Consider the following 23,888-nt stretch of genomic DNA (forward strand, 5'->3'; position numbering starts at 1 on the left):
ATGCAGGATGCAGCGCGCACCATTCACCAAGGCCGGATGCATCAATGAACGCTTCTTCGGATCAGGATCGTTCCGGGGAGGAAGGTCTGCCGTCCCCGCCCGTGGATGATGGCCCCGGCCTGTTTGGCGATGCCCCCCCATCCGCCGCCCCCGCCGTGACGCAGAATGCGGCGCCCTATCGCGTGCTGGCGCGCAAATACCGTCCCACCACATTCGATGACCTGATCGGCCAGGACACCACGGTGCGGATCCTGCGCAACGCCTTTGCGCTGGGCCGTGTCGCGCATGCCTTCATGCTGACGGGCGTGCGCGGCGTGGGCAAGACGACGACGGCGCGGATCATCGCGCGCGCGCTCAACTGCACCGGCCCGGACGGGCAGGGCGGGCCGACCGCCGATCCGTGCGGGGTCTGTCCCAACTGTGTCGCGATCCTTGCCGACCGTCATCCCGACGTCATGGAAATGGACGCCGCCTCCCGCACCGGCGTGGATGACGTGCGCGAGATCATCGACTCCACGCATTTCCGCCCCATCCAGGGACGCATGAAAGTCTTCATCATCGATGAGGTCCACATGCTGTCGCGCAACGCGTTCAACGCGCTGCTCAAGACGCTGGAGGAGCCACCGTCGCAGGTGACGTTCATCTTTGCCACCACCGAACTGCGCAAGGTGCCGGTAACGGTGCTGTCGCGCTGCCAGACCTTTGACCTGCGCCGCGTGCCGCAGGACATGCTTGCCGCGCATTTCGACCGGGTCGCGACGGAGGAGGGCGTGCGTTTCGCGCCCGATGCGCTGGCGCTGATCGCGCGCGCGGCGGACGGGTCGGTGCGTGATGGCCTGTCGCTGCTGGACCAGGCCATCGCGCAGGGGACGCTCGATGGTGAAGGGCAGGGTGACGGCAAGCCGATCGACGCCACACTGGTCAGCAGCATGCTGGGGCAGGCCGACCGGGGCATGGTGTTCGACCTGCTCGACGCCGTGCTGGCCGGGCGGCCGGACCAGGCCCTGGCCATCACGGACGAGGTCTTCGCCCGTGGCGCGGACCTCGGGGTCATGCTGGCGGATGTGCTGGAGCTGATCCATTCGGTCTCCCGCCTCAAGGCGGTGCCGCACCTGCGCGACAGTTCCGACATGCCGCAGATGGAGCGCGAACGCTGCATGGCCATTGCGGAGCGCGTGTCCGTCCCCGTGCTGGGACGCACATGGCAGATGCTGCTCAAGGGGCAGGGCGAGGTCGAACATGCGCCCGACCGCAGGCAGGCCGCCGAAATGGTGCTGATCCGCATGTGTTACGTCGCGGACCTGCCGCCGCCGGGCGACCTTGTGCGGCAGGTGGTCGAAGGCGGGGCCGGCGGTGACACGGCGCAGGCTGCAACCATTTCCGCCCCCCCGAATGGGGGAGGTGGTACGCAGGCGGCCACATCCCACGCTGGCATAGCCCGGACTGGCGCGCCACAGGCGGGAACGGCCGCGCCGTCGGGTGGCCCGGCCCTGCGCATGGTGGCCAACGGTGGCGTGCGCGTCGATGCCGTGGCGGGGGCGCCTGCCGCGGCCGACCCCGTGATCCCCGAACCGCCACGCCTGCGCACATGGCGCGAGGTCGTGGCCTTTGTGTCGGGGCGCGATGCGATGCTGCACGGGCATCTGCGCCATTCGACGCATCTGGTGGCGTTTGCCGCGCCTGAAATCCGCATCCGGGTGGATGCGGCGGCAATGCCCGGGCTTGCGCGGCGGCTGGAAACCCTGCTGCGCAACGAGACGGGTGATGCGTCGTGGCAGATCCGCACCTCCACAGAGGAAGGCGAACCCACGCTTGCCGAACAGGGGGCGGAGATCATCCAGCTTCATCGTGCCGATGCGGCCTCGCATCCGCTGGTGCAGGCGGTGATGGCTGCGTTCCCGTCCGCGCGCCTGGGTCAGGTGACGGACCATGCGCTTGACGATTACGGCCTTCCGCCCGAAGAGATCACACCAGCCATGCTGGCCCCGGATCTGGAATTCGCGCCACTGGATGCCGAACTGGTGGATGAAGACGATCTGCCGACCGACGACTGACTGACGCCCAAAGGAGAAGACAGAACATGAAAAATCTTGCCGGCCTGATGAAGCAGGCCACGCAGATGCAGGCCCGCATGGAAGAAATGCAGGCCAAGCTCGAATCCATGGTGATCGAGGGAAGCTCCGGCGCGGGGATGGTGCAGGTCACCCTGAACGGCAAGGGTGACATGAAGGCGATCCGCATCGACCCCAAGCTGGCCGATCCGGAGGAAATGGACATGCTGCAGGACCTGATCCTTGCGGCGTGCAGCGACGCGCGCACGAAGCTTGACGCCACGGCGAGCGAGGAAATGAAGAAGGTGACCGGCGGCCTGAACCTGCCCGGCGGCATGAAGTTCCCGTTCTGAGCCCGAACCGGGAGCCTGTGTGATGGGCGGCGCGGAGATCGAGCGGCTGATTACCCTTCTGGGGCGATTGCCGGGGCTTGGCCCCCGTTCGGCCCGTCGCGCCGCCCTTGCCATGCTGCGCCAGCCGCATACCCGCATGCTGCCGCTGGCGCAGGCGATGGAACAGGCGGCGCGCGCGGTGCGGACCTGTTCGTCGTGCGGCAACCTTGATACCTGCGATCCCTGTTCGATCTGCGCGGATCCGGCCCGTGACCACGGGCTGGTCTGTGTGGTTGAAAATGTGGGCGACCTGTGGGCGCTGGAACGCGCGGGCGTCCATCGCGGCGTCTATCAGGTGCTTGGCGGGACGCTGTCGGCGCTCGACGGGGTCGGGCCTGACGATCTCAATGTCGCCCCGCTTTATGCACGGCTGGAGGCCGGGGGCGTGCGGGAGGTCATCCTTGCGCTGGGCACCACGGTCGATGGGGCGACGACCATGCACTGGCTGCATGACAGCCTGCTGCGATTCCACGTACCCATCAGCCGTGTGGGGCAGGGGGTGCCTGTGGGCGGTGCGCTCGATGTGCTTGATGATGGCACGCTGGCCGCTGCCCTGATGGCGCGACGCCCGGCATGACCGCGCCGGGAATAAGCTGGCCCGTCCCGCCGGGGATCGCACGGGTGGCGCTGGTGACTGGCGGGGCCGCGCGGCTTGGGCGCGCCATTGCGCTGGAACTGGCGCGCAACGGCTTTGACATCGCCATCCATTACAATCACAGCGCGGACGCGGCCCGGCGCACACTGGCCGATATCACGGCGCTCGGGCGCAGGGGATGCGTGCTGCGCGCCGACCTGTCGCGCGAGGATGAGGCCCGCACCCTGCTGCCGCGCGTGGGCGACGCATTCGGGACCGTGGGCGTCCTGGTCAATAATGCCAGCGTCTTTGAACGGGATGAATGGGACAGTGCGACGCGGGAGGGATGGGATGCCCATATGGAGCCCAACCTGCGCGCGCCCTTCGTCCTGATGCAGGATTTTGCACGGCAGATGCCCGAGGGACGGCAGGGCATGGTGCTGAACATGCTGGACGAGCGGGTCTGGTCACTGACCCCGCATTTCGTCAGCTATACCGTCTCCAAGGCGGCGTTATGGTCCCTGACGCAGAGCATGGCGCTGGCCCTTGCCCCCCATGGGATCCGGGTCAACGCCATCGGGCCGGGTCCCGTCCTGCCGACGCCACGGCAGAGTGCGGCGCAGTTCGCACGGCAATGCGCGTCCGTGCCGCTGGGATACGGGGCGGGGGTAGAAGAAGTCGCGCACGCTGCGCTGTCGCTGCTGTGCATGCCGTCCGTCACGGGGCAGATGCTGGCCCTTGATGGCGGGCAGCACCTGCAATGGTCGCCCGCACGGCCCAACCCTGCAACCGGAGCCTGAGCCACGCATGTCGGTGTTCCCCCCATGGCCGGACCAGCCACCGCTGCGCTGCGTTTTCGTGCGTGACCTGCTGCTGGAGGCCAATATCGGCGTTTTCGCGCATGAGCAGGGCGTGACGCAGCGTATCTGCGTCAATGTTGCCTTCGGCGTTGCGGACATGCCGGGGCTGGATGTCGGGGTGGATGAACTCGACCGCACGGTTTCTTACGAGGATGTCGTGCTGCTGGTGCGCGACCTTGTGCGTCAGGGCCATGTGCAACTGGTGGAGACGCTGGCCGAACGGATCGCGGCGGGGATGCTGGCCGATGCGCGGATTCGCGTGGCGCGGATTCGGGTGGAGAAGCTGGATATCTTCGCCGATGCACGGGCCGTAGGCGTGGAAATCGAACGCCGCAGCCCGCATCCCGTCCCCTGACGGGGACGGGATGCGGCGTCATGTCGCGCATCGCGGGCAGGCCCGTGCGGGCGATGCCACCGGCGGCATCGCCGCCGGGGCGGGGGTGTCAGTTGTCGTGGTCTTCCTTGTCGGTCTTCAGGTCGATGTCGGCGCTGCTGATGTCATCATCGTCGTCGTCATCGTCCAGGCCGACTTCATCTTCCATCACATCATCCGTGTCGGCATCGGTATCGAGATCCGTATCGGGATCAAGATCGTCGGGGGCCGTCTTCTTGGCGGACTCGGGTGCGGCCGGTTCCACCGGACGCCGCACGCGCGGCAGTTCCACCGGCTGTTCCGCGCCGCATTTCGGGCAGACTGCCGGATTCTTGTTCAGGTCATAAAAGCGGGCGCTGCAGGAGACACAGACGCGCTTGGTGCCGAGGTTGGGCTGGGCCATCTTGAACCTGTCGATCCTGTTCTGTGCAAAGGAAATAAAGCCACCGTCGCGATGTGGCAAAAGGGCGCAGCCCCATGCCAGTTTGTTCGGCGTATGTCAAACGATGCGCTCCATGCAATGGGGGAGGGGATGTTTTTGTGTCAATATCGGATTGACACCCGGCGCAGGAATTCGGAATTGGAACGGTATGAAAACTGCCCAGATGTTACCGTCCCGCCCATCACCGTCCCGGGGCGTGGTAGCCCGTGTCCATGGCCGCCCGCTGTCCCGTCCGTCGCTGTCGCGCGCCCCCCGGGGCGGGCGTGACGTGGGGATGGTGGCATGACCGCGCCACTGGTCATTGCCGTTGACGGACCGGCGGCAGCGGGCAAGGGAACGCTTGCGCAGCGGCTGGCGCGCGCGCTGGACCTGCCGTACCTCGATACCGGGCTGCTGTATCGCGCGACGGGGCGGCGCATGCTCGATGCGGGCCTGGACCCGGCTTCGCCGGCGGATGCGCAGGCCCGGCTGGTCACGCTGGGGGACCTGTCGCGCACCGACCTGCGTGTCCCGCAGGTGGACCGCGCCGCAAGCCTTGTCGCGTCGCAGCCCACGGTGCGGCGCATCCTTGTGGGGATACAGCGCGACTTTGCCGCCCGCCATGGCGCGGTCCTTGACGGGCGTGACATCGGCACCGTGATCTTTCCCGACGCCCGGGTAAAACTGTTCGTGACCGCGTCGCTTGGCGCGCGTGCGCGGCGGCGGTGGGAACAGATGGCCACGGACCCCGACGCCCCCGACCGCGAGGCGCAGATCGCGCGCGTGGCGCAGGAACTGCAGGCACGCGACGCGGCCGATTCCTCCCGCGCGGCGGCGCCGCTGCGCGCGGCCCCCGACGCCATCCATATCGAGACCGATGACATGAGCGCGGACGAAGTCCTGGCCGAGGCGCTGCGCATTGTGGCGGACATGACGCGCTGACACGCATTTGTGGGCGGTTTTTCGCGCTGTCCCTTACGTTTTTATTGACACGGACGGGTCAGAGGGTGTCTGTGCTTGGAAATGTTGTCGTGTCGCCATCCGTGGGGGCGCGACGCGTGTTTGTGTTGGTCGTCAGGCATGCCATGACCGTGTCATGGATCGCAGCCGGACAAGACGTTCCGATCAGGGTCATGCAGGATCATGAAGCGGGGCGCAGGATTTTCCGGCCCTCCCCATGGGTCCGGCCGGATACGGGATTTACAAGTAACTCATGGCTTCAGCCACAACACAGCCTACCGCCGAATACGCGGGTGGCGAGGACTTCGCCGCCCTTCTCGAAGAGACCCTGGGCCGCGATAGCGCATTTGACGGTTCCGTCGTTACGGGTCGCGTCGTCCGCCTGACGGACGAATTCGCGATCGTCGATGTCGGCCTCAAGAGCGAAGGGCGTGTCGCCCTCAAGGAATTCGGCCCGCCGGGCGTGACCCCCGACGTGAAGCCGGGTGATGTCATCGAACTGTTCGTCGAGCGTTACGAGGACCGTGACGGTTCCATCGTGCTGTCGCGTGAAAAGGCGCGGCGCGAGGAAGCGTGGACGAACCTTGAAAAGGCGTTCGAAGGCAACCAGCGCGTCAACGGTACGATCTATGGCCGCGTCAAGGGTGGCTTTACGGTTGACCTTGGTGGCGCGATGGCGTTCCTGCCCGGCAGCCAGGTTGACATCCGCCCCGTGCGCGACGTCACCCCGCTGATGGGTGTGCCGCAGCCGTTCCAGATCCTGAAGATGGACCGTGCGCGTGGCAACATCGTCGTGTCGCGTCGCGCCGTCCTCGAGGAGACGCGTGCGGAACAGCGCAGCGAACTGATCCAGGGCCTGAAGGAAGGCATGATCCTCGACGGCGTGGTCAAGAACATCACCGATTACGGTGCGTTCGTTGACCTCGGCGGCGTTGACGGCCTGCTGCATGTCACGGACATCGCGTGGAAGCGCATCAACCACCCGTCCGAGGCCCTGCAGATCGGTCAGCCGGTCCGCGTGCAGGTCATCCGCTTCAACCCCGATACGCAGCGCATCTCGCTGGGCATGAAGCAGCTTGAGGCCGATCCGTGGGAGAACGTGGCGATCAAGTATCCGCCGGGTGCCCGCTACACCGGTCGCGTCACGAACATCACCGACTACGGTGCGTTCGTGGAGCTGGAGCCGGGCGTCGAAGGCCTGGTGCACGTTTCCGAAATGTCCTGGACGAAGAAGAACGTCCATCCGGGCAAGATCGTCGCCACTTCGCAGGAAGTCGACGTCATGGTCCTGGATGTGGACAGCGCGAAGCGCCGCATCTCGCTTGGCCTGAAGCAGGTCCAGCGCAACCCGTGGGAGCAGTTTGCCGAGGAACACAAGGTTGGTTCCGTGGTGGAAGGCGAGATCCGCAACATCACCGAATTCGGCCTGTTCATCGGCCTGTCCGCGGACATCGACGGCATGGTCCACATGTCCGACCTGTCGTGGGACGAGCCGGGCGAAGTCGCCATGACGCATTACGAAAAGGGTCAGGTCGTCAAGGCCAAGGTCCTGGACGTGGATGTGGAAAAGGAACGCATCTCGCTTGGCATCAAGCAGCTGCATGAAGATCCGGCGGCCGACACCCTGAGCAAGGTGCAGAAGGGTGCGATCGTGACCTGCATCGTGACCGCGGTCCAGTCCAATGGCATCGAGGTCAAGGTTGACGACGTGCTGACGGGCTTCATCCGTCGCGCCGAACTGGCCCGCGACAAGGCCGACCAGCGTCCGGAGCGTTTCGCGGTTGGCGAACGCGTCGATGCGAAGATCGTGTCTGTTGACCGTGCGGCCCGCAAGCTGGCGCTGACGATCCGCGGCCGTGAGGTCGAGGAAGACAAGCAGGCGATCAACGAATACGGCTCGTCCGACAGCGGCGCGTCGCTGGGCGATATCCTTGGTGCGGCGATCCGTCGTCGTAACGCCGAGAGCTGATATTGTTCCGTTCCCTGCCCTTCGGGGTGGGGAATACGAAAAGGGCGGTACCTTCTGGTGCCGCCTTTTTTATTGTCCGTCATGTTCGACAGACCTGAATCATGAAGAAGTTTTTGGTGAAGCTTTTTTCAAAAAGCTTCAAAGACACCGCCTTTTTAAAAAAAGGCGGCACCCAAGAACCTTTGACGTTATCAATCCCCTACGGTCCCTTGATGATCTCGGCCATGTCGGCGGGACGCAGCCAGCGGGCAAAGGCGTTCTGCACGTCCTGCGCCGTCATGTTGTAATAGGCATTGGCAGCCGTATTCCCGTTATCGAGCGGCAGGCCAAGGCTGCTGAGATGCAGGTAGGTCGCGGCAATCGAATCCAGACTGGCCTGTTGCAGCGACAGGCCATGCAGCAGGCTGGCCTTGGCCATCGTCAGTTCATCCTCGCCCAGCGGATGGGCCTGCATGTCGGCCACGTCGCGCAGCGCCGCGTCACGCGCGGGCGCGACCTTCGACGGGTCGGCCCCGAACGTGATGGTATAGGCCGCGCGCTGCCGGTGCCACGCCAGATGGCTGCGCACGGTATAGACATATCCCGTGCGGACCCGCAGGTCACGATAGAGGCGCGAGGAGAACCCGTCGCCCAGTGCCTCGTTCCCCAGTGTCAGGGCGAAATGGTCGGGATCACGCGCCGTCAGCCCAAGGCTTTCGGCCAGGGTCACGCTGTCCTGCACGCTGGACTGGTCCGGTACGCGGGCGACGGAGGCATGGCTGTCGGGACGCGGCGGCAGGTCCACCACGGGGGCGGGGCCGGTTGCGCGCCATGCGCCGAATGTCGCGCGCACGGCCTGCAATGCCTTTTGCGGGGCAATGTCGCCGGTAATGACAATGGTCGTCAGGTCCGGGCGATAGGCCGCATTATAGAAGGCGCGACATTCCGCGAGCGTCAGCTTCATGACCTGCGCCGGGTCCGCCTGCCGTAGCGACGGGTCATGCGGCGGGGAGATCGCGGATTTCACCGCGCGTCCCACCAGGTAATCCGGCGACTGCAGCAGGCCCGCCAGCGAGGACGCCGTGTTCATGCGCACCACCTCGAACGCCTTTTCGGGGAAGGCGGGGTGCAGTTCGTTGTTCGCCAGCAGCCGCAGGCCCTTTTCAAAGTCCTGCGTCAGCACGTTCAGGCTGAACTCCGATCCCGCGCTTTCGGTCGCGGCGATATCATCAAGCGCTTTCTGGAAGCTGACGCGGTCATGGGTCGTGGTGCCGTAATGGAACAGTTCATCCGTGATATCGGCGATGCCTTCCTGTCCCACGGGTTCCTGCATGTCGGAGTTCTGGCGCACCACGCCATACACGCTGACGGTATGGCTGACATGGGCGGGTCGTACGATCAGGTGCAACCCGTTGGGCAGGATATAGCTGGCTGGTGCCGGGGTGGGCGTGGGCGGCGCCAGCGTCATCAGGTCCTTTTGCGCCCATTGCGGCAGGACCACCGGATGGTCCGGCGGGGCGGCAAAGGATTCGGAGCCGCCAAATCCCTTGCCCGCCACGGGATGGCCGGAGGAGCGCGGCGTCAGGATGGCGGTCACGGCCTGCGCGGGGTCGAGCACCTGCCGGGCAAGGCGGTTCACGTCTTCCGGCGTGACGCTGGCATAGGCACTGGCCAGTGCGTCAGGCGAATCGAGTCCCATGACCGCCACCGCCTCGGACCAGCTTTCCGCCAGTCCGGAAATGCTGTTCGCGGCATAGCCAAGCTGCGCCAGTTCCTTGCGCCGCGCGGCATCCACCAGGTCCGACGGCACGCCATGCGCCCGCAGCGACGCCAGCGTGTCACGCAGCGTCTGCAACAGCGCCGACGGATCCTTGCCCGCCGGGAAGGCGGCCAGTGCAATGCCGATTCCCGCATCCGCCTTGGGCGCGTAATCAAACCCGGTCAGCAGCGCCTTGCCTTCGGGCACAAGGTCGTAAAGCGCGCCGCGCTGGCTGGAGAGCACGTCCGACAGGATCTGTGCCGTGGCATAGTCGCGCGCGCGCTGCCCGGGCATGCGGCTGGCGATCGCGACCAGCCCGATGGGATAATCGGTCGGGAAATGCAGCAGTTGCGGCTGCACCGCGCCCGGTTCGATGATCGGGCGTGCCGGCAGGGCGCGCGCGGGCAGGGGGGAGAAGATGTCGCGGGCATGGGCCAGCGCCTGGTCGGCATCGATATTGCCGGTGATGATCAGGATGGCGTTATTGGGCGCATACCAGTCGCGATAGAACCGGCGCAGCATCGCCGCATCCGTATGGTCGAACGATGCGCGCGTACCCAGCGCGTCATGTTCATAGGGCGTATGCGCGAACAGGATCGACTGCAGGCGCGAAAGGTACTGGTAACCGGGGCTGGAGAGATCGCGGGAGACTTCCTGCTCGATCGCGCCGCGTTCGCGTTTCCAGTCGGCCTCCGAAAGGGTCAGGCCGTTCATGCGCAGCGCCTCGATCCGCAGTGCGATGTCGAGGTCTTCGGCCGGCGCGGTATAGAAGAACTGCGTCGTGTTTTCCGTGGTGTCCGCGTTGTAATTGCCGCCCATCCGCGCGCCGATGGCCGAAAGCTGGTCCTTGTCGAGTCCCTTGCTGCCACGGAACATCATGTGTTCCAGCGCGTGCGCCGTGCCGGGGAAACCGCGCGGTGCGGCGGCCGACCCGACGAGGTAGTTCATCTCCGTCGTGACGACGGGGGCAAGCCGGTCGGGCACGATGATGATGCGCATGCCATTGGGCAGCGTCGTGCGCACTGGCGCTTCGGCCCCGGCCTGCGCGGGCGTGGCGGGGGCTGGCGATGGGGCGGATGCTGTCCATCCCGGTGTGGACAGAAGGCTGCTGCCCGCCATGAGGAGGGAAAACAACGTGGGAAACAGGCGTTTGTTCATGCGTGACAGGTTACGCCGCTTTGCGCGGGGGGGCCAGTTCCCGTCCGCCCTTTGCGTGGGCGGGGCGATATGGCCTATGTCATGAAAGGTGCCGAATATACGCGAAAGAGCATCATGATGACACAGGAACAGACCGACGCCATGCCCGCCCGCGTGGTGCGTGTCGTGGATGAGGCTGTCGCCAGCGGGCGCGTGGTGGGGGCCGTGGTGATGGTCGCCCGCGACGGGCGGGTCGTGTTGCGCCATGCGGCGGGGATGGAGGATCGCGAATCCGCAGCCCCGATGCGCGTGGATACGTGTTTCCGGCTGGCCTCCGTCACAAAGCCGGTCGTGACCGCGCTGGCCCTTGCGATGGCCGAACGCGGGCAGGTGGACCTGGACGCCCCGGTGTCACGCTACCTGCCGTTCTTCCGCCCCGTCCTGCCCAATGGCGGAGCGGTGGAAATCCCGCTGCACCAGCTCCTCAGCCACACCAGCGGCCTGTCCTACGGGTTCCAGTTCCCGCGTGACGACAACCCGTATGCGCGTGCCGGGGTTTCCGATGGACTGGCTGAACCCGGCCTGTCGCTGCATGAAAACCTGCGGCGTCTGGCGCAGGTGCCGCTGACCTTCGTGCCGGGGACGGGGTGGGCGTACTCGCTGGGGCTGGATGTCATGGGGGGCGTGCTGGAGCAGGCGGGAAATGCGTCCCTGCCGGATCTGGTGCAACGCCATATCGGCGACAGGCTGGGTGGATGGGCGCAGACCGGGTTCCATGCCCCTGCGGACATGGTGCTTGCGACCTGTTATGCCGACGGGCGTCCCGCGCCGGTGCGCATGCCCGCGGATTACCGCCTGTCGCGCCTGCTGCCCGGTGGCGGGGTCTCGGACATCCATTTCGTGCCCGATCGTGTGCGCAATCCCGCCTCCTACCCTTCGGGTGGGGCAGGGATGGTTGGCACGGCGGAGGATATCCTGACGTTCCTTGAGGCCGTGCGCCGTGATGGCGGTCCCCTCCTGTCGCCGCAATCGGCGCGGCGTTTCGGGGCGAACGCAGTGGGGGACGTGGCGATGGGGCCGCTCAATCGCGGGCGTCGCTTCGGCTTTGGCGGGGCGGTCGTGGTGGACCCGGTCCAGGCGCGGACGCCGCTTTCGCCCGGCAGCTTTACGTGGGGCGGGGTTTATGGCCATCAGTGGACGGTGGACCGCGCGCGGGGTATTTCCATCGTGATGCTGAGCAACACGGCGCTTGCGGGGATGGCCGGTGCATATCCCGATGCGGTGGTGCGGGCGGTGTACGGGGTATGAGCGTACGCGGCGGATGGCAATTCGACTGTTACGGGAAGTGCAATGTCTTTTGGTGATCGCGTCAACCAGTTCGATGCATGGCTGCTCGATCGGGTATTCCAGCCTTTTGCCGATGCCCTGCCTGAACGCCTGCCGGCAATGGAACTGGGGATGAGCTTTCAGGTCGGCTCCATCGTGCTGTCGGCCGTGTCGATTTCCGCCCTGCTGATGCTGGAGGGCATGTCGTTCAGCAATGTCGTGACCAACATGCTGGGATGGTGTTTCGAGGTCATCTTCTATATCGGCATCCACCGCATGCGCGGCATGGTGCGGCCGGGATATCTCAATCCCCTGCGCGGGATGCTGGCGGGGATGCGCCCGATTTCCGTCCCGTTCGCGATGTATGCGATCTATCAGGCCGTGACGGCGGAGCGCGCCTATGAACTGGCGCTGTGGTTCAATTCCCTGTCGCAGATCGTGTTCGTTGCCGGGATCTACCTGATTTCATGCCACATGCCGCCACCGCGCCAGCGTGCGCGGCAGGGCTTTGGCCGTGGGTTCCAGCCCAACGAAACCTGACGGGGCCATCGCGCGTCACCAGATGACGCGCCGGCCGACGCATCAGAAGTCGATGCAGCGTCCCTTGACGGTCCAGTCATTGTAACGGGTGGGTTCCGGTCCCTTGGGGCCGCCACGCTCGTTCGGTTCGGCAGGCTGCTTCAGGCGGACCTTGTCCGCTTCTTCCAGCGCCCTTTCGGATGTCAGGGGTTCGGGATGGGTGTCTTTGTCGCTCATGGGACAAAGTGTCGGTCCAATCGCGGTGGCGGGCAAGGGCAAAAGGACGTGATCGCGGTGTCCTGAAACCGGGTGCTGTAACCCTTGGTAGAAAGATAAAAGTTTTTGGGTGCCGCCTTTTTCAAAAAGGCGGCGTCTTTGAAGCTTTTTGAAAAAAGCTTCACCAAAAACTTTTTGATTTGGCTTTTACTGATGCTCTGACTGCGCGATGCGCTGCTGGACGGCCATGCGCCATGGTGCGTCCGCCGGGGCCGCATCCAGCGCACGCCGGTACAGGTCCGCCGTTTCGGGGGAGATATGGCCGCCATCGGCCATTGTCTGCGCCTCCGCCGCGCGGGCGGCGAGTTCGGGCTCGAACCTGCTGGCGATGGCTTCGCGCCATGCCTGTGCTGCCGCGGCGTAATGGTCGCGCGCGGCTTCCGCCTGACCCAGCAGGACATAGCCCTGGAATCGGCTCGGGTCATCGGCGGGCATGTGCTGCAGGCTGTCGCGCAGGCGGTTGATCAGGTCGTCATTGCGGTGGTCCGCCTTGTCCGCCGCCGCAAGGCGCGGGGCCAGCGGCATCGCGGGCATGGAGGGATGGCCGCAGGTCAGGTAAAGCCCCACCGACGCCAGTGGCAGCGCAAGCAGCGCCGCCGAGATCGCCAGCGTGGATGCGCCATGGCGCGCGGGCGGCACCGCCATGTTGTCCGAACCCAGCAGGCGACGCTGGATCTCCAGCCGTGCGCTGTCATGTTCGGTGGGCGCAATCAGCCCTTCGGCCAGGTCACGGTCAAGTTCGACCATCTGCGCCTGATGCAGTTCAAAGGCGCTTTCACGTTCATCACGCAGCAATGTCGTCCTGCGGAACGAGATGAGGCAGGGCAGCAGCGCGATTACGCTGAGCAGGAAGATACCAATCCAGATCATTATTTTCTCAGCGCGGTCGGGTCAGGTCGGCCAACCGCGCGCGCTCGGCGTCGGTCAGGGGCGGGGGGGAGGATGTCCGGGGCCGGCGGAAGGCACGCAGCGCGACCGCAACCCCCACCAGCAGCGCCAGAACCGGCATCAGCCACAACAGCAGCGTGCCCGTGGTCAGCGGCGGGCGCAGGCGGATGAAGTTGCCATAACGCGCCACCATCCAGTCCATGACCTGCTTGTTGCTTTCGCCCTTGGCCACATGTTCGCGCACCACATGGCGCAGGTCACGCGCAAGGTCGGCGCTGCTGTCCTCGATCGATTCGTTCTGGCAGACAAGGCAGCGCAGTTGCGCGCCAATGGCCTCGGCGCGCTGTTCCTGCGCCGGGTCGGGCAGCATTTCGGACGGGTCATCCACCGCGCCAGCCACCAGCGGCAGCAGCGCAAGGCACAGGGTCAGCGCAATCAGCGCGCGTCGCAGGATACGGACGGTCATTGTTTCAGGCGGTCCACGAGGGGCAGGATGGTCGTGCGGATCAGTTCTTCGGTAATCGGGGCGGCGGTATGCCAGCGGATGATGCCCCCCGGCCCGATCAGGAAGGTTTCCGGCACGCCCGACACGCCCCAGTCGATCGCCGCCAGCCCATCACGGTCGGCGGCGATGCGGGCATAGGGATTGCCCGCGCGCTCCACAAAGCCCAGGGCATGTTCAGGCTTGTCCTTGTACGCGATGCCCCAGATCGGCACCTGCGCCTTCAGCACGTTCAGGGTCGGCATTTCCGCGACGCACGGGATGCACCATGACGCGAAGTAATTGACCAGCACCGGCATCTTGAGCGCACGCAGGTCGGCGGCGCCAAATCCCTGTGACGGGGGCTGGTCCGGCAGGGTGAAGTCCGGCACCGGCTTGTCCAGCACCGGGGCATGGATGTCATGCGGGTCAAAGGATCCGTGCGACATGCCCGACAGCATCCGCCAGAAGGCAACCCCCGTCGCCCCGGCAAGGACAAGGGGAGTCGCCATCAGAAGCCGCCGCCGCGTGGGGGAGGAGGGAGGGGTGTTGTCGTTCATGCCGGTGTCACCATGTTTGCCGCGCGTGCCCGGCGCGGCGCGCCCACGCGCACCCGCCGGTCCGACAGCGACAGCGCGCCGCCGATGGCCATGACCAGTCCGCCCAGCCACATCCACGGCGCCAGCGGGTTGTGGTGCAGGCGCAGGACATAGGTCGGGTCGGCATCCGTCCCATGTTTGTCCCCCAGCACGCCATAGGTATCGGAAATCAGGTTGGTATGGATCGCGACCTCGGTCGTGGTCTGGTGCTGGCTGGCGAAAGTCCGCTTGGCCGGATGCAGCGTCGTGACCAGGCGGCCATTGTGGCGTACCTCGATCGTCGCGATCATGGCGTCGTAATTCGGTCCCTTCGCATTGCGCACGTCCGTCAGGGTCCATGCGTCACCGGCCAGCATCTCGGTCTGGCCGATATGCACCTCGACAATGCGGTGGCTGGCCTGCGACATCCCGGCCAGGCCAAGGACCGTGATCCCCACGCCCGCATGCGCCAGTGCCGCGCCAAACACCGCGCGCGGCAGGCTGCGCGCACGCTGCAGGCTGGCGGACAGCGGCTGTCGGAACAGGCGCAGGCGTTCGACGATGTCGGTGGCGCTGCTGGCGATGACCCACACCGCCATGCCGGTGGCCAGGATCGGCAGGATGTCGCGCATGCGCACCATGGCGATCACCAGTGCGACCAGCGACACCGCCGCCGCCCACCACAGGCGGCGCAGGACCGGCCACATATGCGCGCGCTTCCACGGCATCATCGGGCCAAAGCCCATGAACGCCATCAGCGGGATCGCCAGCGGGATGGTCGTCGCGTCAAAGAACGGCTTGCCCACCGAAATCGTCTTGCCGAACAGCAGCGACATGAAGGGCGGGTACATCGTCCCCGTCAGCACCACGGCGCAGATCGAGCACAGCAGGATGTTGTTGAGCACCAGCAGCCCCTCGCGCGAGACAGGGGCGAACAGGCCGCCGGTCGTCAGTTGCGGCGCGCGCATGGCGAACAGCAGCAGCGAGCCGCCGATGACCAGCGCCAGCAGCCCGAGGATGAAGATGCCGCGCGCCGGGTCGTTGGCGAACGCATGCACGGAATTGAGGATGCCCGAACGCACGAGGAACGTGCCCGACAGGGAGAAGGAGAACGTGCCGATCGCCAGCAGCACCGTCCAGATCTTCAGCCCCTCGCGCTTTTCCACGACAATGGCCGAATGCACCAGCGCGGTGCCCGTCAGCCACGGGATGAGCGAGGCATTTTCCACCGGGTCCCAGAACCAGTAACCGCCCCAGCCCAGCACATAGTACGACCACCACGACCCCAGCGCGATACCGCAGGTCAAAAAGCACCATGCCGCAACCGCCCACGGCCGCACCCACCGGCCCCATGCGGCATCGACCCGCCCCTCGATCAGGGCGGCGATGGCGAAGGCGAACGGCACGGCAAAGCCGACATAGCCGGTGTAGAGGATGGGCGGATGGAACGCGAGGCCGGGATCCTGCAGCAGCGGGTTCATGCCCTGCCCGTCCATTGGCGCGGGCCAGACGCGCGCAAACGGGTTGGAGGTCAGCAGGCAGAACAGTTCGAACCCGGCCGCCACCCCGCCCAGCACCGCGATCACGCGCGCCTGTAGGGCCGACGGCAGGTTGCGCCCGAACAGGGCGACCGCACCACCACAGATCGACAGGATCATCGCCCACAGCAGGACCGATCCCTCATGGTTGCCCCATACGCCGGTGATCTTGTACAGCAGCGGCTTGTCCACCGCGCTGTTGGCCGCGACGTTCTGGACCGAGAAATCGTTGGTGATCGCCGCATGGATCAGGCAGGCGAACGACGTGATCAGGCACAGCATCTGCCCCACCGCCAGCGCGGGCGCCAGCGCCATCAGGCGTGGATCACGGCGTTGCGCGCCGATCAGGGGCAGGATGGCCTGCCCGGCGGCGATCCCGCAGGCCAGCGCCAGGGCAAAGTTTCCAAGTTCCGGATTCATGGCGGCAATCAGCTTCCGTGCTGCGTGGGGTCGGATGCCTTCGCAGGCGCGTCCTTGGCGGTCATGGTGTTCCAGCTTGCGGCGTCGGGGGCCTTGCCGTAACGCGGGTCCCACTTGCCGGTGCGCTTGAGTTCCTCGGCCACTTCCTTGGGCATGTAGGTCTCGTCATGCTTGGCCAGGACCTCGGTCGCGCGCATCGTGCCGTCGGGGTTGATCGTGCCCACGGCCACCACGGACTGCCCCTCGCGGAACAGGTCGGGCAGGATGCCTTCATACCGCACGGTCACGGCGTCCTGCCCGTCGGTGACGTCAAAGATCGCAACGGGCGTGTCCTTCACCTTCTCCCGCCGGACACTGCCTGCGACCACCATGCCGCCAAGGCGGATGGTGCGGTCCTTTGGCGGCGGTTTCGTATGCACCTGCGACGGCGCCATGAAGAAGACGATGTTCGATGAAAACGCATTCAGCGTCAGCGCGGCCGCCGAACCCAGTCCGATCAGGCACGCGATCACCAGCCACAGCCGGCGCGTCTTGCGCGTCATGCCGGGCGTCCCGTCGTGCGGGCGTTGCGGCCGGGGCGTTCGATCGTCGCCAGCCGCGCACGCGCGCGGCGCAGCCGCAGCGCGGCATTGACCGAAAGGACGACGGCCACGCCAAGCGTCAGGCCGTAGGCTGCGATGATATAGGGAAGATGGGTCATGAAGCGTTACCGGTGGAGGAGTCCTGTCGGCCCCGGTTCGCGGCCAGGGCGGTGCGGATGCGGCTTTCCATCACGGCGGCCCGCAGGCGGGCAAGCACGATGGCCCCGAATCCCAGCGTGAAGCCCAGCGTCACGACGGCAAGCGGCCACAGCATGGAGGTGGACATGGTCGGCGCGCCCGTCACGGTGATGCTGTCGGGCTGGTGCAGGGTGTTCCACCACTGCACGCTGAATTTGATGATCGGCAGGTCGATCGCCCCCGCCAGCCCCAGGATCGCGGCGGCGCGGTAACCACGTTGTGGTTCGTCAAACGCGCGAATCAGGGCAATATGGCCCAGATAGAGGAAGAACAGGACCAGCACCGATGTCAGCCGCGCGTCCCACACCCACCATGTTCCCCACATGGGCTTGCCCCACAGGGAGCCGGTCGCAAGGCACACGGCGGTGATGGCCGCGCCCACCGGGCCGATTTCCACGGCGGCAAGGTCCGCCAGCGGATGGCGCCAGACAAGCGAGAGGAGCGAGCATACCGCAAGAGCCATATACCCCGACGATGCCAGCCATGCGGTCGGCACATGGACATACATGATCCGCACGCTGTCCCCCTGCTGCCAGTCGGCGGGAGAGAGGAACAGCCCCCACACCAGTCCGGTGATGGACAGCACAAGGGCGGGCCATGTCAGCCATGGCTGCAGGCGTGCGCCAAGCCGCAGGAAGCGGCCGGGATTGGCATAGCGATGAAAGAGGTTGCCTGTCCGTGCGGTAAGGCTCTGCGTCGCGTTCAAGGTTTAAGTCCATCCGTGCCGTGGGGCACCCGTCAATAAGGGAAAGGGATCCGCAAAAAACCAGTCTCTTGGCACATGTGCGTGTGCCTGTGTTTTCCTGCTCTACACTATCGTGTCAAAAAAGACACGGCCAGTCCTGTCCAGACAAGGCGCGGGGCCGTGCAAAGAGGAGAAAAACATGCTGTTCGCGATTATTTGTACTGACAAACCCGCATCCCATGAAACCCGCCAGGCCACCCGTACGCGGCACCTGGCCTACCTCGAAACCTATCGCGAACGGCTGGTGCAGGGGGGGCCGATCCTGGATGCGGACAACCGTCCGTGCGGCAGTCTTCTGCTGATTGACGTGGCCGACCGCGCCGCCGCCGAAGGCTTTGCCGCGGGCGACCCGTATGCCAAGGCCGACCTGTTCGAGAGCGTGGTCATCCGCCCGTTCCGTTCAGTTTTTCGTGATGGCGCACGGGTGGAATGAAACGGGCATGGCCTACTGGCTTGTAAAATCCGAACCCGACGCGTTTTCGTGGGACGAACAGGTCGCCAATGACGTCGAACCCTGGACGGGCGTGCGCAACCACCAGGCGAAGAAGAACCTGATGGCGATGGCCGTGGGTGACCGCGCGTTCTTCTACCACTCCAATGTCGGGCGGGAGATCGTGGGCGTGGTGGACATCGTGCGCGCGGCCTATCCCGACCCGACGGACCCGCAGGGGCGGTGGGTCTGCGTCGATGTGCGCGCGGTGGGGCCGATGCCCCGTCCCGTGACACTGGCGCAGATCAAGGCCGACCCGACGCTTGCGGACCTTGCGCTGGTGCGGCAGTCGCGCCTGTCCGTCGTGCCGGTGTCGGATGCGCACTGGGCCCATCTGTGCCGGATGGGCGAATGGGCGCGATGACCGCCGCGTAAGGCAGCGCGCCGTGCCGCCACGGCTCCCGCACATGAGGTATGACATGCGCACGGGTGGCGATTCCCGCTGCCTGTGCGTTGTCGTCACATGTCGTCGGCGGGGGCATCGGGCGGGTGGCCCGGCTTTTTACGCGGGGTTGCCCGGCGGCAGGCGAATTGCCAAAGGCATGCTATGATGTTCAAAACCACCAGACCGGTCCGCGTGCGTGCGCGCGCCGGTACCCCGGCGTGCCAGCAGGCGGCGGGGATACCGGCGGGCATGGGGCACGGACGGCGGGACCACAGGGCACCATCAGGCAAGAGGGCATTGCAATGAGTACAGGTACCGGGAGCGAGTTGGCGCCGATGGCATTGGACAGCACGTCGATGACCGAACTCCAGCAGGCGCTTGAGCGGGTGGAGAGCGGACGCGGCGTGATCGTCCGCCTTGCGGACCTGATGGGTGGCGCGGTGGGGCAGGCGGCGCGGCTTGGCGTGCGCAGCCTTGGCATGGCGCCCGCCTTTCAGGCGAAGCTCCAGTCCATGGCGGAATCCGCGATCACGCGCGCCTTTGACGTCGCGGTCCTGGGCATGCGCCCGACAGAGGACGTGCGCGCCGAACCCGGCGCCCTGTCGCAATGGCGCGATCCCGCGATCCGCACGGCGGTCGCGGTTTCGGGGGCGGTGGGTGGCTTTACCGGCCTTCCGGGACTGGTGGCCGATGTCGGGTTCACCACCATGACCATCATGCGTGAAATCGCGCGCATCGCCCGCGAACAGGGCGAAGACCTGTCCACGGCGGATGCGCGCACGGCCTGCCTCGAAGTGTTCGCGCTGCGAGCCTTCCCGTTCGCCGCGCGCGACCAGGAAAGCGAACTGGGATATTTCTCCGCCCGGGCGATGCTGCGCGGGCGTCCGGTCGTGATGCTGATCAGCGAGGTCGCCACCCATTACGGGCTGGGCCTGTCGCGCAAGCTTGCGGTGCAGATGATGCCGGTGGCGGGCGCGCTGTGCGGCGCGTCGCTCAATTCCGCCTTCCTTGCGCATTACCGCGCCGTGGCGCAGGCCCATTTCACCATCCGCAGGCTGGAGCGCGAATACGGGCCGGAGGTGCGGCGCACCGCGCAGGACCTGCGCACCCATGTGGCAGGCCAGGCGGCCGCGGGACAGGTCTGACATACCCGTCCGTCCCGGCGGCACGGGCCATCGCCGCCGGGAGGGCCGGTTATTTCCCGGCCGGGGGCGGCAGCGTGGCGTCAGGCGTTCGCCGCGTGATGCCCAGCACCAGCGCCACCACCGCGAAGATCAGGTAGAATACTTCCAGCGTCTGGCAGTAGCCGCCCATATGCGGGAAAATGAGTTCGATCACATAAGTCCCCGCCGCAAAGGCGAGGAAGACACCCGCGATCCCCATGAACCTCTCCCCCCGTCAGGCCATGACCGGTGTCGGCAGCGGCCGGTTGGCCAGTGCGGCCTCGATATTGTCAACCGCCAGCATGCCCATGTCCGTGCGGGTTTCCATCGTGGCGCTGCCGACATGCGGGGTCGCGAACACGTTGGGCAGGTCCACAAGGCGCCGGTCCGGGGTGGGTTCATTGCGGAACACATCCAGCCCCGCCGCGGCGATGTGCCCGTCACGCAGGGCGGCGATCAGTGCGTCCTCGTCCACCAGCGCGCCGCGCGCGGCATTGACGAAAATGGCCCCGCGCGGCAGCAGCGACAGCATCCGTGCATTGATCATCCCGTCCGACGCGGCACTCGCGGGCAGGTGGAGCGACAGGATGTCGCAATGGGGCAGCATCTCCTCCGGCGTTGCGAAATACCGCGCGCCCTGTTCATCGTCCGCGCTGAGGCGACGGCGGTTGGAATACAGGATCTTCATGCCGAATCCGCGCGCGCGCTGCGCCACGGCGCGGCCGATGCGGCCCATGCCGATGATGCCCAGCGTCTTGCCCGCCACGCGGCAGCCCAGCATCTCGTCCATCGCCAGTCCGCGTCCCCAGCCCTTTTTCATCAGGTCGAGATATTCCGCCGCACGCCTTGATGCCGCAAGGATCAGCAGGAGGGCGAGGTCCGCGTTGCAGTCCGTCAGGACGTCGGGCGTGTTGCTCAGCGCGATTCCACGCCCGAGGATCGCGGGAATGTCCAGATGGTCGGTGCCCACGCTGACGGTGGCGATGACGCGCACGCTGGGCGGCAGTTCCGCCACCTCGGCCGCGCGCACCGGCAGGGAGGTGGAGACCATGATCGCGTCCGGCCTGAACTCCTGCGCCGCCGCCACAAGCTCTGCCGGGGTCATCTGCGTTTCGGGGACCGCAAAGAGGGTGAAGTCCTTCTGCAGGCGTGCCATCACGGCAGGAGTCTGGCGCTGGCCCAGGAGCAGGCGGGGGCGAGGAGAGGCCATGGTAAAATGTCTTCCCTTGAAACAGAATGGCGGCTTGTGGCTTGTCCGCAACGGGGCTCCGGCCTTATGACGCAGGGCGCGGGGCCGGGTTGCGGCGCAGGCGGGAGGGTTATCCGAAGATCATGACGGGTCAAGGGGAAGCGCTGGAGATCACGCCAGATCTGATGATCCGTGCCTATGCCATCGGGCTGTTTCCCATGGCGCCCGATGCCGGCTCTGCGGAACTGGAATGGTATGACCCGCCGATGCGTGGCGTCCTGCCGCTGGATGCGTTCCATATCCCGCGCAGGCTGTACCGCACGGTCATGTCGGATCGGTTCGAGGTCGTGTCCGACCGCGATTTCCGCGCCACCATCGTGGCCTGCGCGCAGCCCGCGCCGGGGCGGGAGCAGACATGGATCAACGCACAGATCATCGACCTGTTCTGCGCGCTGCATGACATGGGATACGCCCACAGCGTGGAGACGTGGCGCGACGGGCGGATGGTGGGCGGCCTGTATGGTGTCTCCATCGGTGGCGCGTTCTTTGGCGAAAGCATGTTCAGCCGCGAACGCGACGCGTCGAAGGTCGCGCTGGTGCATCTGGTGGCGCGCCTGCGGGTGGGGGGATACGGCCTGCTCGATACGCAGTTCGGCACCGCGCACCTTGCGACGTTCGGCGGGGTGGAGATTCCCGCCACGGATTACAAGCGCAGGCTGCGCCATGCCCTTGCGCTGCCGGCGGCATGGCCCGGTGATGGCCGTGGCCCTGAAATCGTGGCAGCCATGCGCGCAATCCGTGGCGGAGGTTGACACGGCCCGCCCTGCGGGTTTGGGTCAGCGCGACATCACGATGGGGAAAGCCATGACGGAACCGGTCTTTATGCATGATGACACGTCCCCCGCCCCGCGCGCGGGGGCGGCCCGGCGGGTGCTGCTGTCGGCGCTGCTGGCATCAGGCATGGGCTGCGGCGCGGCGGTGGCGCAGGATGCCCCGGTCGTGGGTGAACATCCCCCCCTGACGCCCACGCGCGACGTGCAGGTCGATTACGACGTGCAGCCTGATGGCGTGCCCGAACCCAAGCGGGTGCGGACATGGTTTGCCGAAAATGGTGGCCTGATGCGAATCGACAGCCCCCAGGGCATGGGGGAGACGATCCTCAACCGCATGACCCGCCAGGTCACGATCATCATCAACACGCAGAAGATCTACAGCCAGCTTGATGCCCGTTATGGCATCAGCAACCCGTTCCTCCTGGACCTGTCGATGTCGTTTTCGCGCAAGGGCGCGTCCAGTGTCGCGGGGGTGGCCTGCACCGAATGGGACGTGCGCACCGACCAGGGCACGGCCGTCGCCTGCGTGACGGATGACGGCGTGATCCTGCGCGAGGTCGGGGTCGATGGCGATGGGCTGAAGGGCCGGATCGAGGCGGTGCATGTCACCTATGGCCCGATTGCCTCGGACATGTTCCAGCCTCCCGCCAATTACCGCCGCATCGACCCGCCACCACCGCCCGGCACCCCGAAAGGGGGGGAGAAGAAATGAACATGACACCAGTGAAAACCCGTTCGGGCGCCGCCTTCATGCGCGCCTGCCTCGCCAGTGCCGTGGCGGGTGTCCTTGCGGTCTCGGCGGGGGCGGCCGCGCGGGCGGCCGATGCCCCGGCACAGGACAGTGCGGCGCAAAGCCCCTTTGTCACGCCGCAGCATGATGTGGACGTGACCTATACGATCTATCCGCCCCATGCGACGCAGATGACCCTGACACAGCGCATGCGCTGGTCGGAGGCACGGATGATGCAGCGTATCGACCCCGGCAATACCGGCACCTACATGATTACGGATTACCGTGCGAAGACGCTGACGGTGATCGACCCGGACCGGCACATCAAGACCGTCGTGCCCGCGCCGGGTGCGGCCTCGGTCGATCCGTCGCGCCGGGCGGAGGGGACGTGGCTGCGCACGGGCGGGGCCACGGTGGCGGGCCATCCCTGCACGCTGTGGCAGACCAGCGATACGGACCAGCGCCCCAGCGAGATCTGCTATACCGATGACGGCGTCATGCTGGAGGTCGTGCGCGACGGCAAGGTGATGGTCGAGGCGTCGAGCATCAGCACCACGCCACAGGATTCGTCCACGTTCGACATCCCTTCGGGCCTGAAGGAAGTCAAGGCCGCCAATCCCTGAGGACCGCTTCCCCAAAGGTCCATCGTTTTCCAAAAAGCTTCGAAAGACGCCGCCCTTTCCGCACAAAGGGCGGCCCCCAAAAAACTTTCAGTCGTTTGATCCGCGCCCCTGCACGCCGGCCCGCGGGGTTTGTGGCGTGAAAGGGGCGGACCCTGCCCGCAAATCGCCATGAGCACGGTGTTTCCTTGATCCCAAGGCCGTCCCCGACGGCATTCAAGGGAGTTTCAGGGCCATGCGTGGTTTCTTGCGGACATTGATGATCGTGCCGGTGGTCGGGGGCGTGCTGTTTGCCGCTCCCCACATGGCGCAGGCCCACAGGGGCCCGGGCGACGCGTTCGTGGGTGGGCTTGTCGGCGGGGTGGTTGGCGGAATGGTCGGGGGCGCGGTCATGGAGGCCTATGGCCCGCCGCCGCCACCTCCGCCACCGCCCCGCCCGATGATGTATTACGG

The 23,888-nt window shown here is 66.3% G+C and carries 28 protein-coding genes; 16 read left to right on the forward strand and 12 right to left on the reverse strand.

The features are described from left to right. The first annotated feature begins 44 nt into the window (after positions 1 to 44). From HNH97_RS01770 to HNH97_RS01790, 5 genes are read left to right on the forward strand one after another with little or no spacing between them, the layout of a single operon-like run. Positions 45 to 2,054, forward strand: a complete 2,010-nt coding sequence (locus tag HNH97_RS01770) for a DNA polymerase III subunit gamma/tau (protein ID WP_171789684.1) — start codon at positions 45 to 47, stop codon at positions 2,052 to 2,054. Between the two features lie 26 nt (positions 2,055 to 2,080). Next, positions 2,081 to 2,404, forward strand: coding sequence for a YbaB/EbfC family nucleoid-associated protein (locus HNH97_RS01775; RefSeq protein ID WP_110095718.1), 324 nt, complete (start codon positions 2,081 to 2,083; stop codon positions 2,402 to 2,404). A gap of 22 nt (positions 2,405 to 2,426) precedes the next feature. Then, complete coding sequence (recR, locus tag HNH97_RS01780) at positions 2,427 to 3,020, forward strand: recombination mediator RecR (protein WP_167400254.1); 594 nt, start codon at positions 2,427 to 2,429, stop codon at positions 3,018 to 3,020. After that, positions 3,017 to 3,817, forward strand: coding sequence for an SDR family oxidoreductase (locus HNH97_RS01785; protein ID WP_171789685.1), 801 nt, complete (start codon positions 3,017 to 3,019; stop codon positions 3,815 to 3,817). The genes recR and HNH97_RS01785 overlap by 4 nt, the downstream gene beginning before the upstream one ends. Positions 3,818 to 3,824: 7 nt before the next feature. Beyond that, entirely contained in the window at positions 3,825 to 4,232 is a 408-nt protein-coding gene (locus HNH97_RS01790) for a dihydroneopterin aldolase (protein WP_171789686.1), read from the forward strand. Between the two features lie 88 nt (positions 4,233 to 4,320). Here the strand turns inward: HNH97_RS01790 and HNH97_RS01795 are convergent, their stop codons facing one another. After that, on the reverse strand, positions 4,321 to 4,653 hold the full coding sequence (locus tag HNH97_RS01795; RefSeq protein ID WP_110912085.1) for a TIGR02300 family protein: 333 nt from the start codon (positions 4,651 to 4,653) through the stop codon (positions 4,321 to 4,323). Between the two features lie 321 nt (positions 4,654 to 4,974). Here HNH97_RS01795 and cmk point away from each other — a divergent pair, with 321 nt between their 5' ends. Together cmk and rpsA are read left to right on the forward strand one after the other, a co-directional pair. Continuing rightward, positions 4,975 to 5,613, forward strand: coding sequence for a (d)CMP kinase (gene cmk, locus HNH97_RS01800; RefSeq protein WP_171789687.1), 639 nt, complete (start codon positions 4,975 to 4,977; stop codon positions 5,611 to 5,613). A gap of 271 nt (positions 5,614 to 5,884) precedes the next feature. After that, positions 5,885 to 7,600: a 30S ribosomal protein S1 gene (gene rpsA, locus HNH97_RS01805; RefSeq protein WP_110095724.1), complete on the forward strand. Its 1,716-nt coding sequence runs from the start codon at positions 5,885 to 5,887 to the stop codon at positions 7,598 to 7,600. Positions 7,601 to 7,799: 199 nt separating this feature from the next. Here rpsA and HNH97_RS01810 read toward each other — a convergent pair whose 3' ends face one another. Further along, on the reverse strand, positions 7,800 to 10,496 hold the full coding sequence (locus HNH97_RS01810) for a M16 family metallopeptidase (RefSeq protein WP_216657487.1): 2,697 nt from the start codon (positions 10,494 to 10,496) through the stop codon (positions 7,800 to 7,802). 117 nt (positions 10,497 to 10,613) lie between these two features. Here HNH97_RS01810 and HNH97_RS01815 point away from each other — a divergent pair, with 117 nt between their 5' ends. Beyond that, positions 10,614 to 11,783 (forward strand): serine hydrolase domain-containing protein, encoded by a 1,170-nt coding sequence (locus tag HNH97_RS01815; RefSeq protein WP_171789700.1) that lies wholly within the window; start codon positions 10,614 to 10,616, stop codon positions 11,781 to 11,783. A 42-nt stretch (positions 11,784 to 11,825) separates the two neighbouring features. Next, positions 11,826 to 12,341, forward strand: coding sequence for a hypothetical protein (locus HNH97_RS01820; RefSeq protein ID WP_110912088.1), 516 nt, complete (start codon positions 11,826 to 11,828; stop codon positions 12,339 to 12,341). Between the two features lie 42 nt (positions 12,342 to 12,383). On the opposite strand, the gene HNH97_RS01825 is transcribed toward HNH97_RS01820, so the two are convergent. From HNH97_RS01825 to HNH97_RS01860, 8 genes are all read right to left on the reverse strand, one after another. After that, positions 12,384 to 12,557, reverse strand: a complete 174-nt coding sequence (locus HNH97_RS01825; protein ID WP_171789688.1) for a DUF1674 domain-containing protein — start codon at positions 12,555 to 12,557, stop codon at positions 12,384 to 12,386. Positions 12,558 to 12,743: 186 nt separating this feature from the next. Next, the gene (gene ccmI, locus HNH97_RS01830; protein WP_171789689.1) at positions 12,744 to 13,466 is read right to left on the reverse strand and encodes a c-type cytochrome biogenesis protein CcmI; all 723 of its coding nucleotides are present in this window, start codon (positions 13,464 to 13,466) and stop codon (positions 12,744 to 12,746) included. Positions 13,467 to 13,473: 7 nt separating this feature from the next. Beyond that, positions 13,474 to 13,950 (reverse strand): cytochrome c-type biogenesis protein, encoded by a 477-nt coding sequence (locus HNH97_RS01835; RefSeq protein WP_110912091.1) that lies wholly within the window; start codon positions 13,948 to 13,950, stop codon positions 13,474 to 13,476. Then, positions 13,947 to 14,525 (reverse strand): DsbE family thiol:disulfide interchange protein, encoded by a 579-nt coding sequence (locus HNH97_RS01840; RefSeq protein WP_171789690.1) that lies wholly within the window; start codon positions 14,523 to 14,525, stop codon positions 13,947 to 13,949. The genes HNH97_RS01835 and HNH97_RS01840 overlap by 4 nt, the downstream gene beginning before the upstream one ends. Next, positions 14,522 to 16,501: a heme lyase CcmF/NrfE family subunit gene (locus HNH97_RS01845; protein WP_110912093.1), complete on the reverse strand. Its 1,980-nt coding sequence runs from the start codon at positions 16,499 to 16,501 to the stop codon at positions 14,522 to 14,524. The genes HNH97_RS01840 and HNH97_RS01845 overlap by 4 nt, the downstream gene beginning before the upstream one ends. 8 nt (positions 16,502 to 16,509) lie before the next feature. Then, entirely contained in the window at positions 16,510 to 17,043 is a 534-nt protein-coding gene (ccmE, locus tag HNH97_RS01850) for a cytochrome c maturation protein CcmE (protein WP_110912094.1), read from the reverse strand. Next, entirely contained in the window at positions 17,040 to 17,201 is a 162-nt protein-coding gene (gene ccmD, locus HNH97_RS01855) for a heme exporter protein CcmD (protein ID WP_110094643.1), read from the reverse strand. The genes ccmE and ccmD overlap by 4 nt, the downstream gene beginning before the upstream one ends. Then, positions 17,198 to 17,986 carry a heme ABC transporter permease gene (locus tag HNH97_RS01860; protein WP_110912095.1) on the reverse strand — a complete coding sequence of 263 codons (789 nt, stop codon included), beginning with the start codon at positions 17,984 to 17,986 and terminating at the stop codon, positions 17,198 to 17,200. Before HNH97_RS01860 ends, ccmD begins: the two co-directional genes overlap by 4 nt. A gap of 178 nt (positions 17,987 to 18,164) precedes the next feature. Here HNH97_RS01860 and HNH97_RS01865 point away from each other — a divergent pair, with 178 nt between their 5' ends. From HNH97_RS01865 to HNH97_RS01875, 3 genes are all read left to right on the forward strand, one after another. Next, positions 18,165 to 18,458, forward strand: a complete 294-nt coding sequence (locus tag HNH97_RS01865; RefSeq protein WP_110912096.1) for a YciI family protein — start codon at positions 18,165 to 18,167, stop codon at positions 18,456 to 18,458. 7 nt (positions 18,459 to 18,465) lie between these two features. After that, on the forward strand, positions 18,466 to 18,879 hold the full coding sequence (locus tag HNH97_RS01870) for an EVE domain-containing protein (RefSeq protein WP_171789691.1): 414 nt from the start codon (positions 18,466 to 18,468) through the stop codon (positions 18,877 to 18,879). A gap of 323 nt (positions 18,880 to 19,202) precedes the next feature. Then, positions 19,203 to 20,045: an EcsC family protein gene (locus HNH97_RS01875; protein WP_171789692.1), complete on the forward strand. Its 843-nt coding sequence runs from the start codon at positions 19,203 to 19,205 to the stop codon at positions 20,043 to 20,045. Between the two features lie 49 nt (positions 20,046 to 20,094). Here the strand turns inward: HNH97_RS01875 and HNH97_RS01880 are convergent, their stop codons facing one another. Next, positions 20,095 to 20,283: a hypothetical protein gene (locus tag HNH97_RS01880; RefSeq protein ID WP_171789693.1), complete on the reverse strand. Its 189-nt coding sequence runs from the start codon at positions 20,281 to 20,283 to the stop codon at positions 20,095 to 20,097. A 15-nt stretch (positions 20,284 to 20,298) separates the two neighbouring features. Beyond that, positions 20,299 to 21,273 (reverse strand): 2-hydroxyacid dehydrogenase, encoded by a 975-nt coding sequence (locus HNH97_RS01885; protein ID WP_171789694.1) that lies wholly within the window; start codon positions 21,271 to 21,273, stop codon positions 20,299 to 20,301. Between the two features lie 122 nt (positions 21,274 to 21,395). On the opposite strand from HNH97_RS01885, the gene aat reads away from it, so the two are divergent. The 4 genes from aat to HNH97_RS01905 form a co-directional block, all read left to right on the forward strand. Continuing rightward, entirely contained in the window at positions 21,396 to 22,064 is a 669-nt protein-coding gene (aat, locus tag HNH97_RS01890) for a leucyl/phenylalanyl-tRNA--protein transferase (protein ID WP_110912212.1), read from the forward strand. Positions 22,065 to 22,134: 70 nt separating this feature from the next. Beyond that, positions 22,135 to 22,797, forward strand: a complete 663-nt coding sequence (locus HNH97_RS01895) for a hypothetical protein (protein WP_110912213.1) — start codon at positions 22,135 to 22,137, stop codon at positions 22,795 to 22,797. 2 nt (positions 22,798 to 22,799) lie between these two features. After that, positions 22,800 to 23,438, forward strand: a complete 639-nt coding sequence (locus HNH97_RS01900; protein ID WP_407716790.1) for a hypothetical protein — start codon at positions 22,800 to 22,802, stop codon at positions 23,436 to 23,438. 232 nt (positions 23,439 to 23,670) lie between these two features. After that, positions 23,671 to 23,888 (forward strand): hypothetical protein (locus HNH97_RS01905; protein WP_171789695.1); only part of this gene is annotated, 218 nt, incomplete at its 3' end.

Origin of the sequence: Gluconacetobacter entanii (assembly GCF_013155425.1) — a bacterium.
Taxonomy (GTDB): Bacteria; Pseudomonadota; Alphaproteobacteria; order Acetobacterales; family Acetobacteraceae; genus Novacetimonas; species Novacetimonas entanii.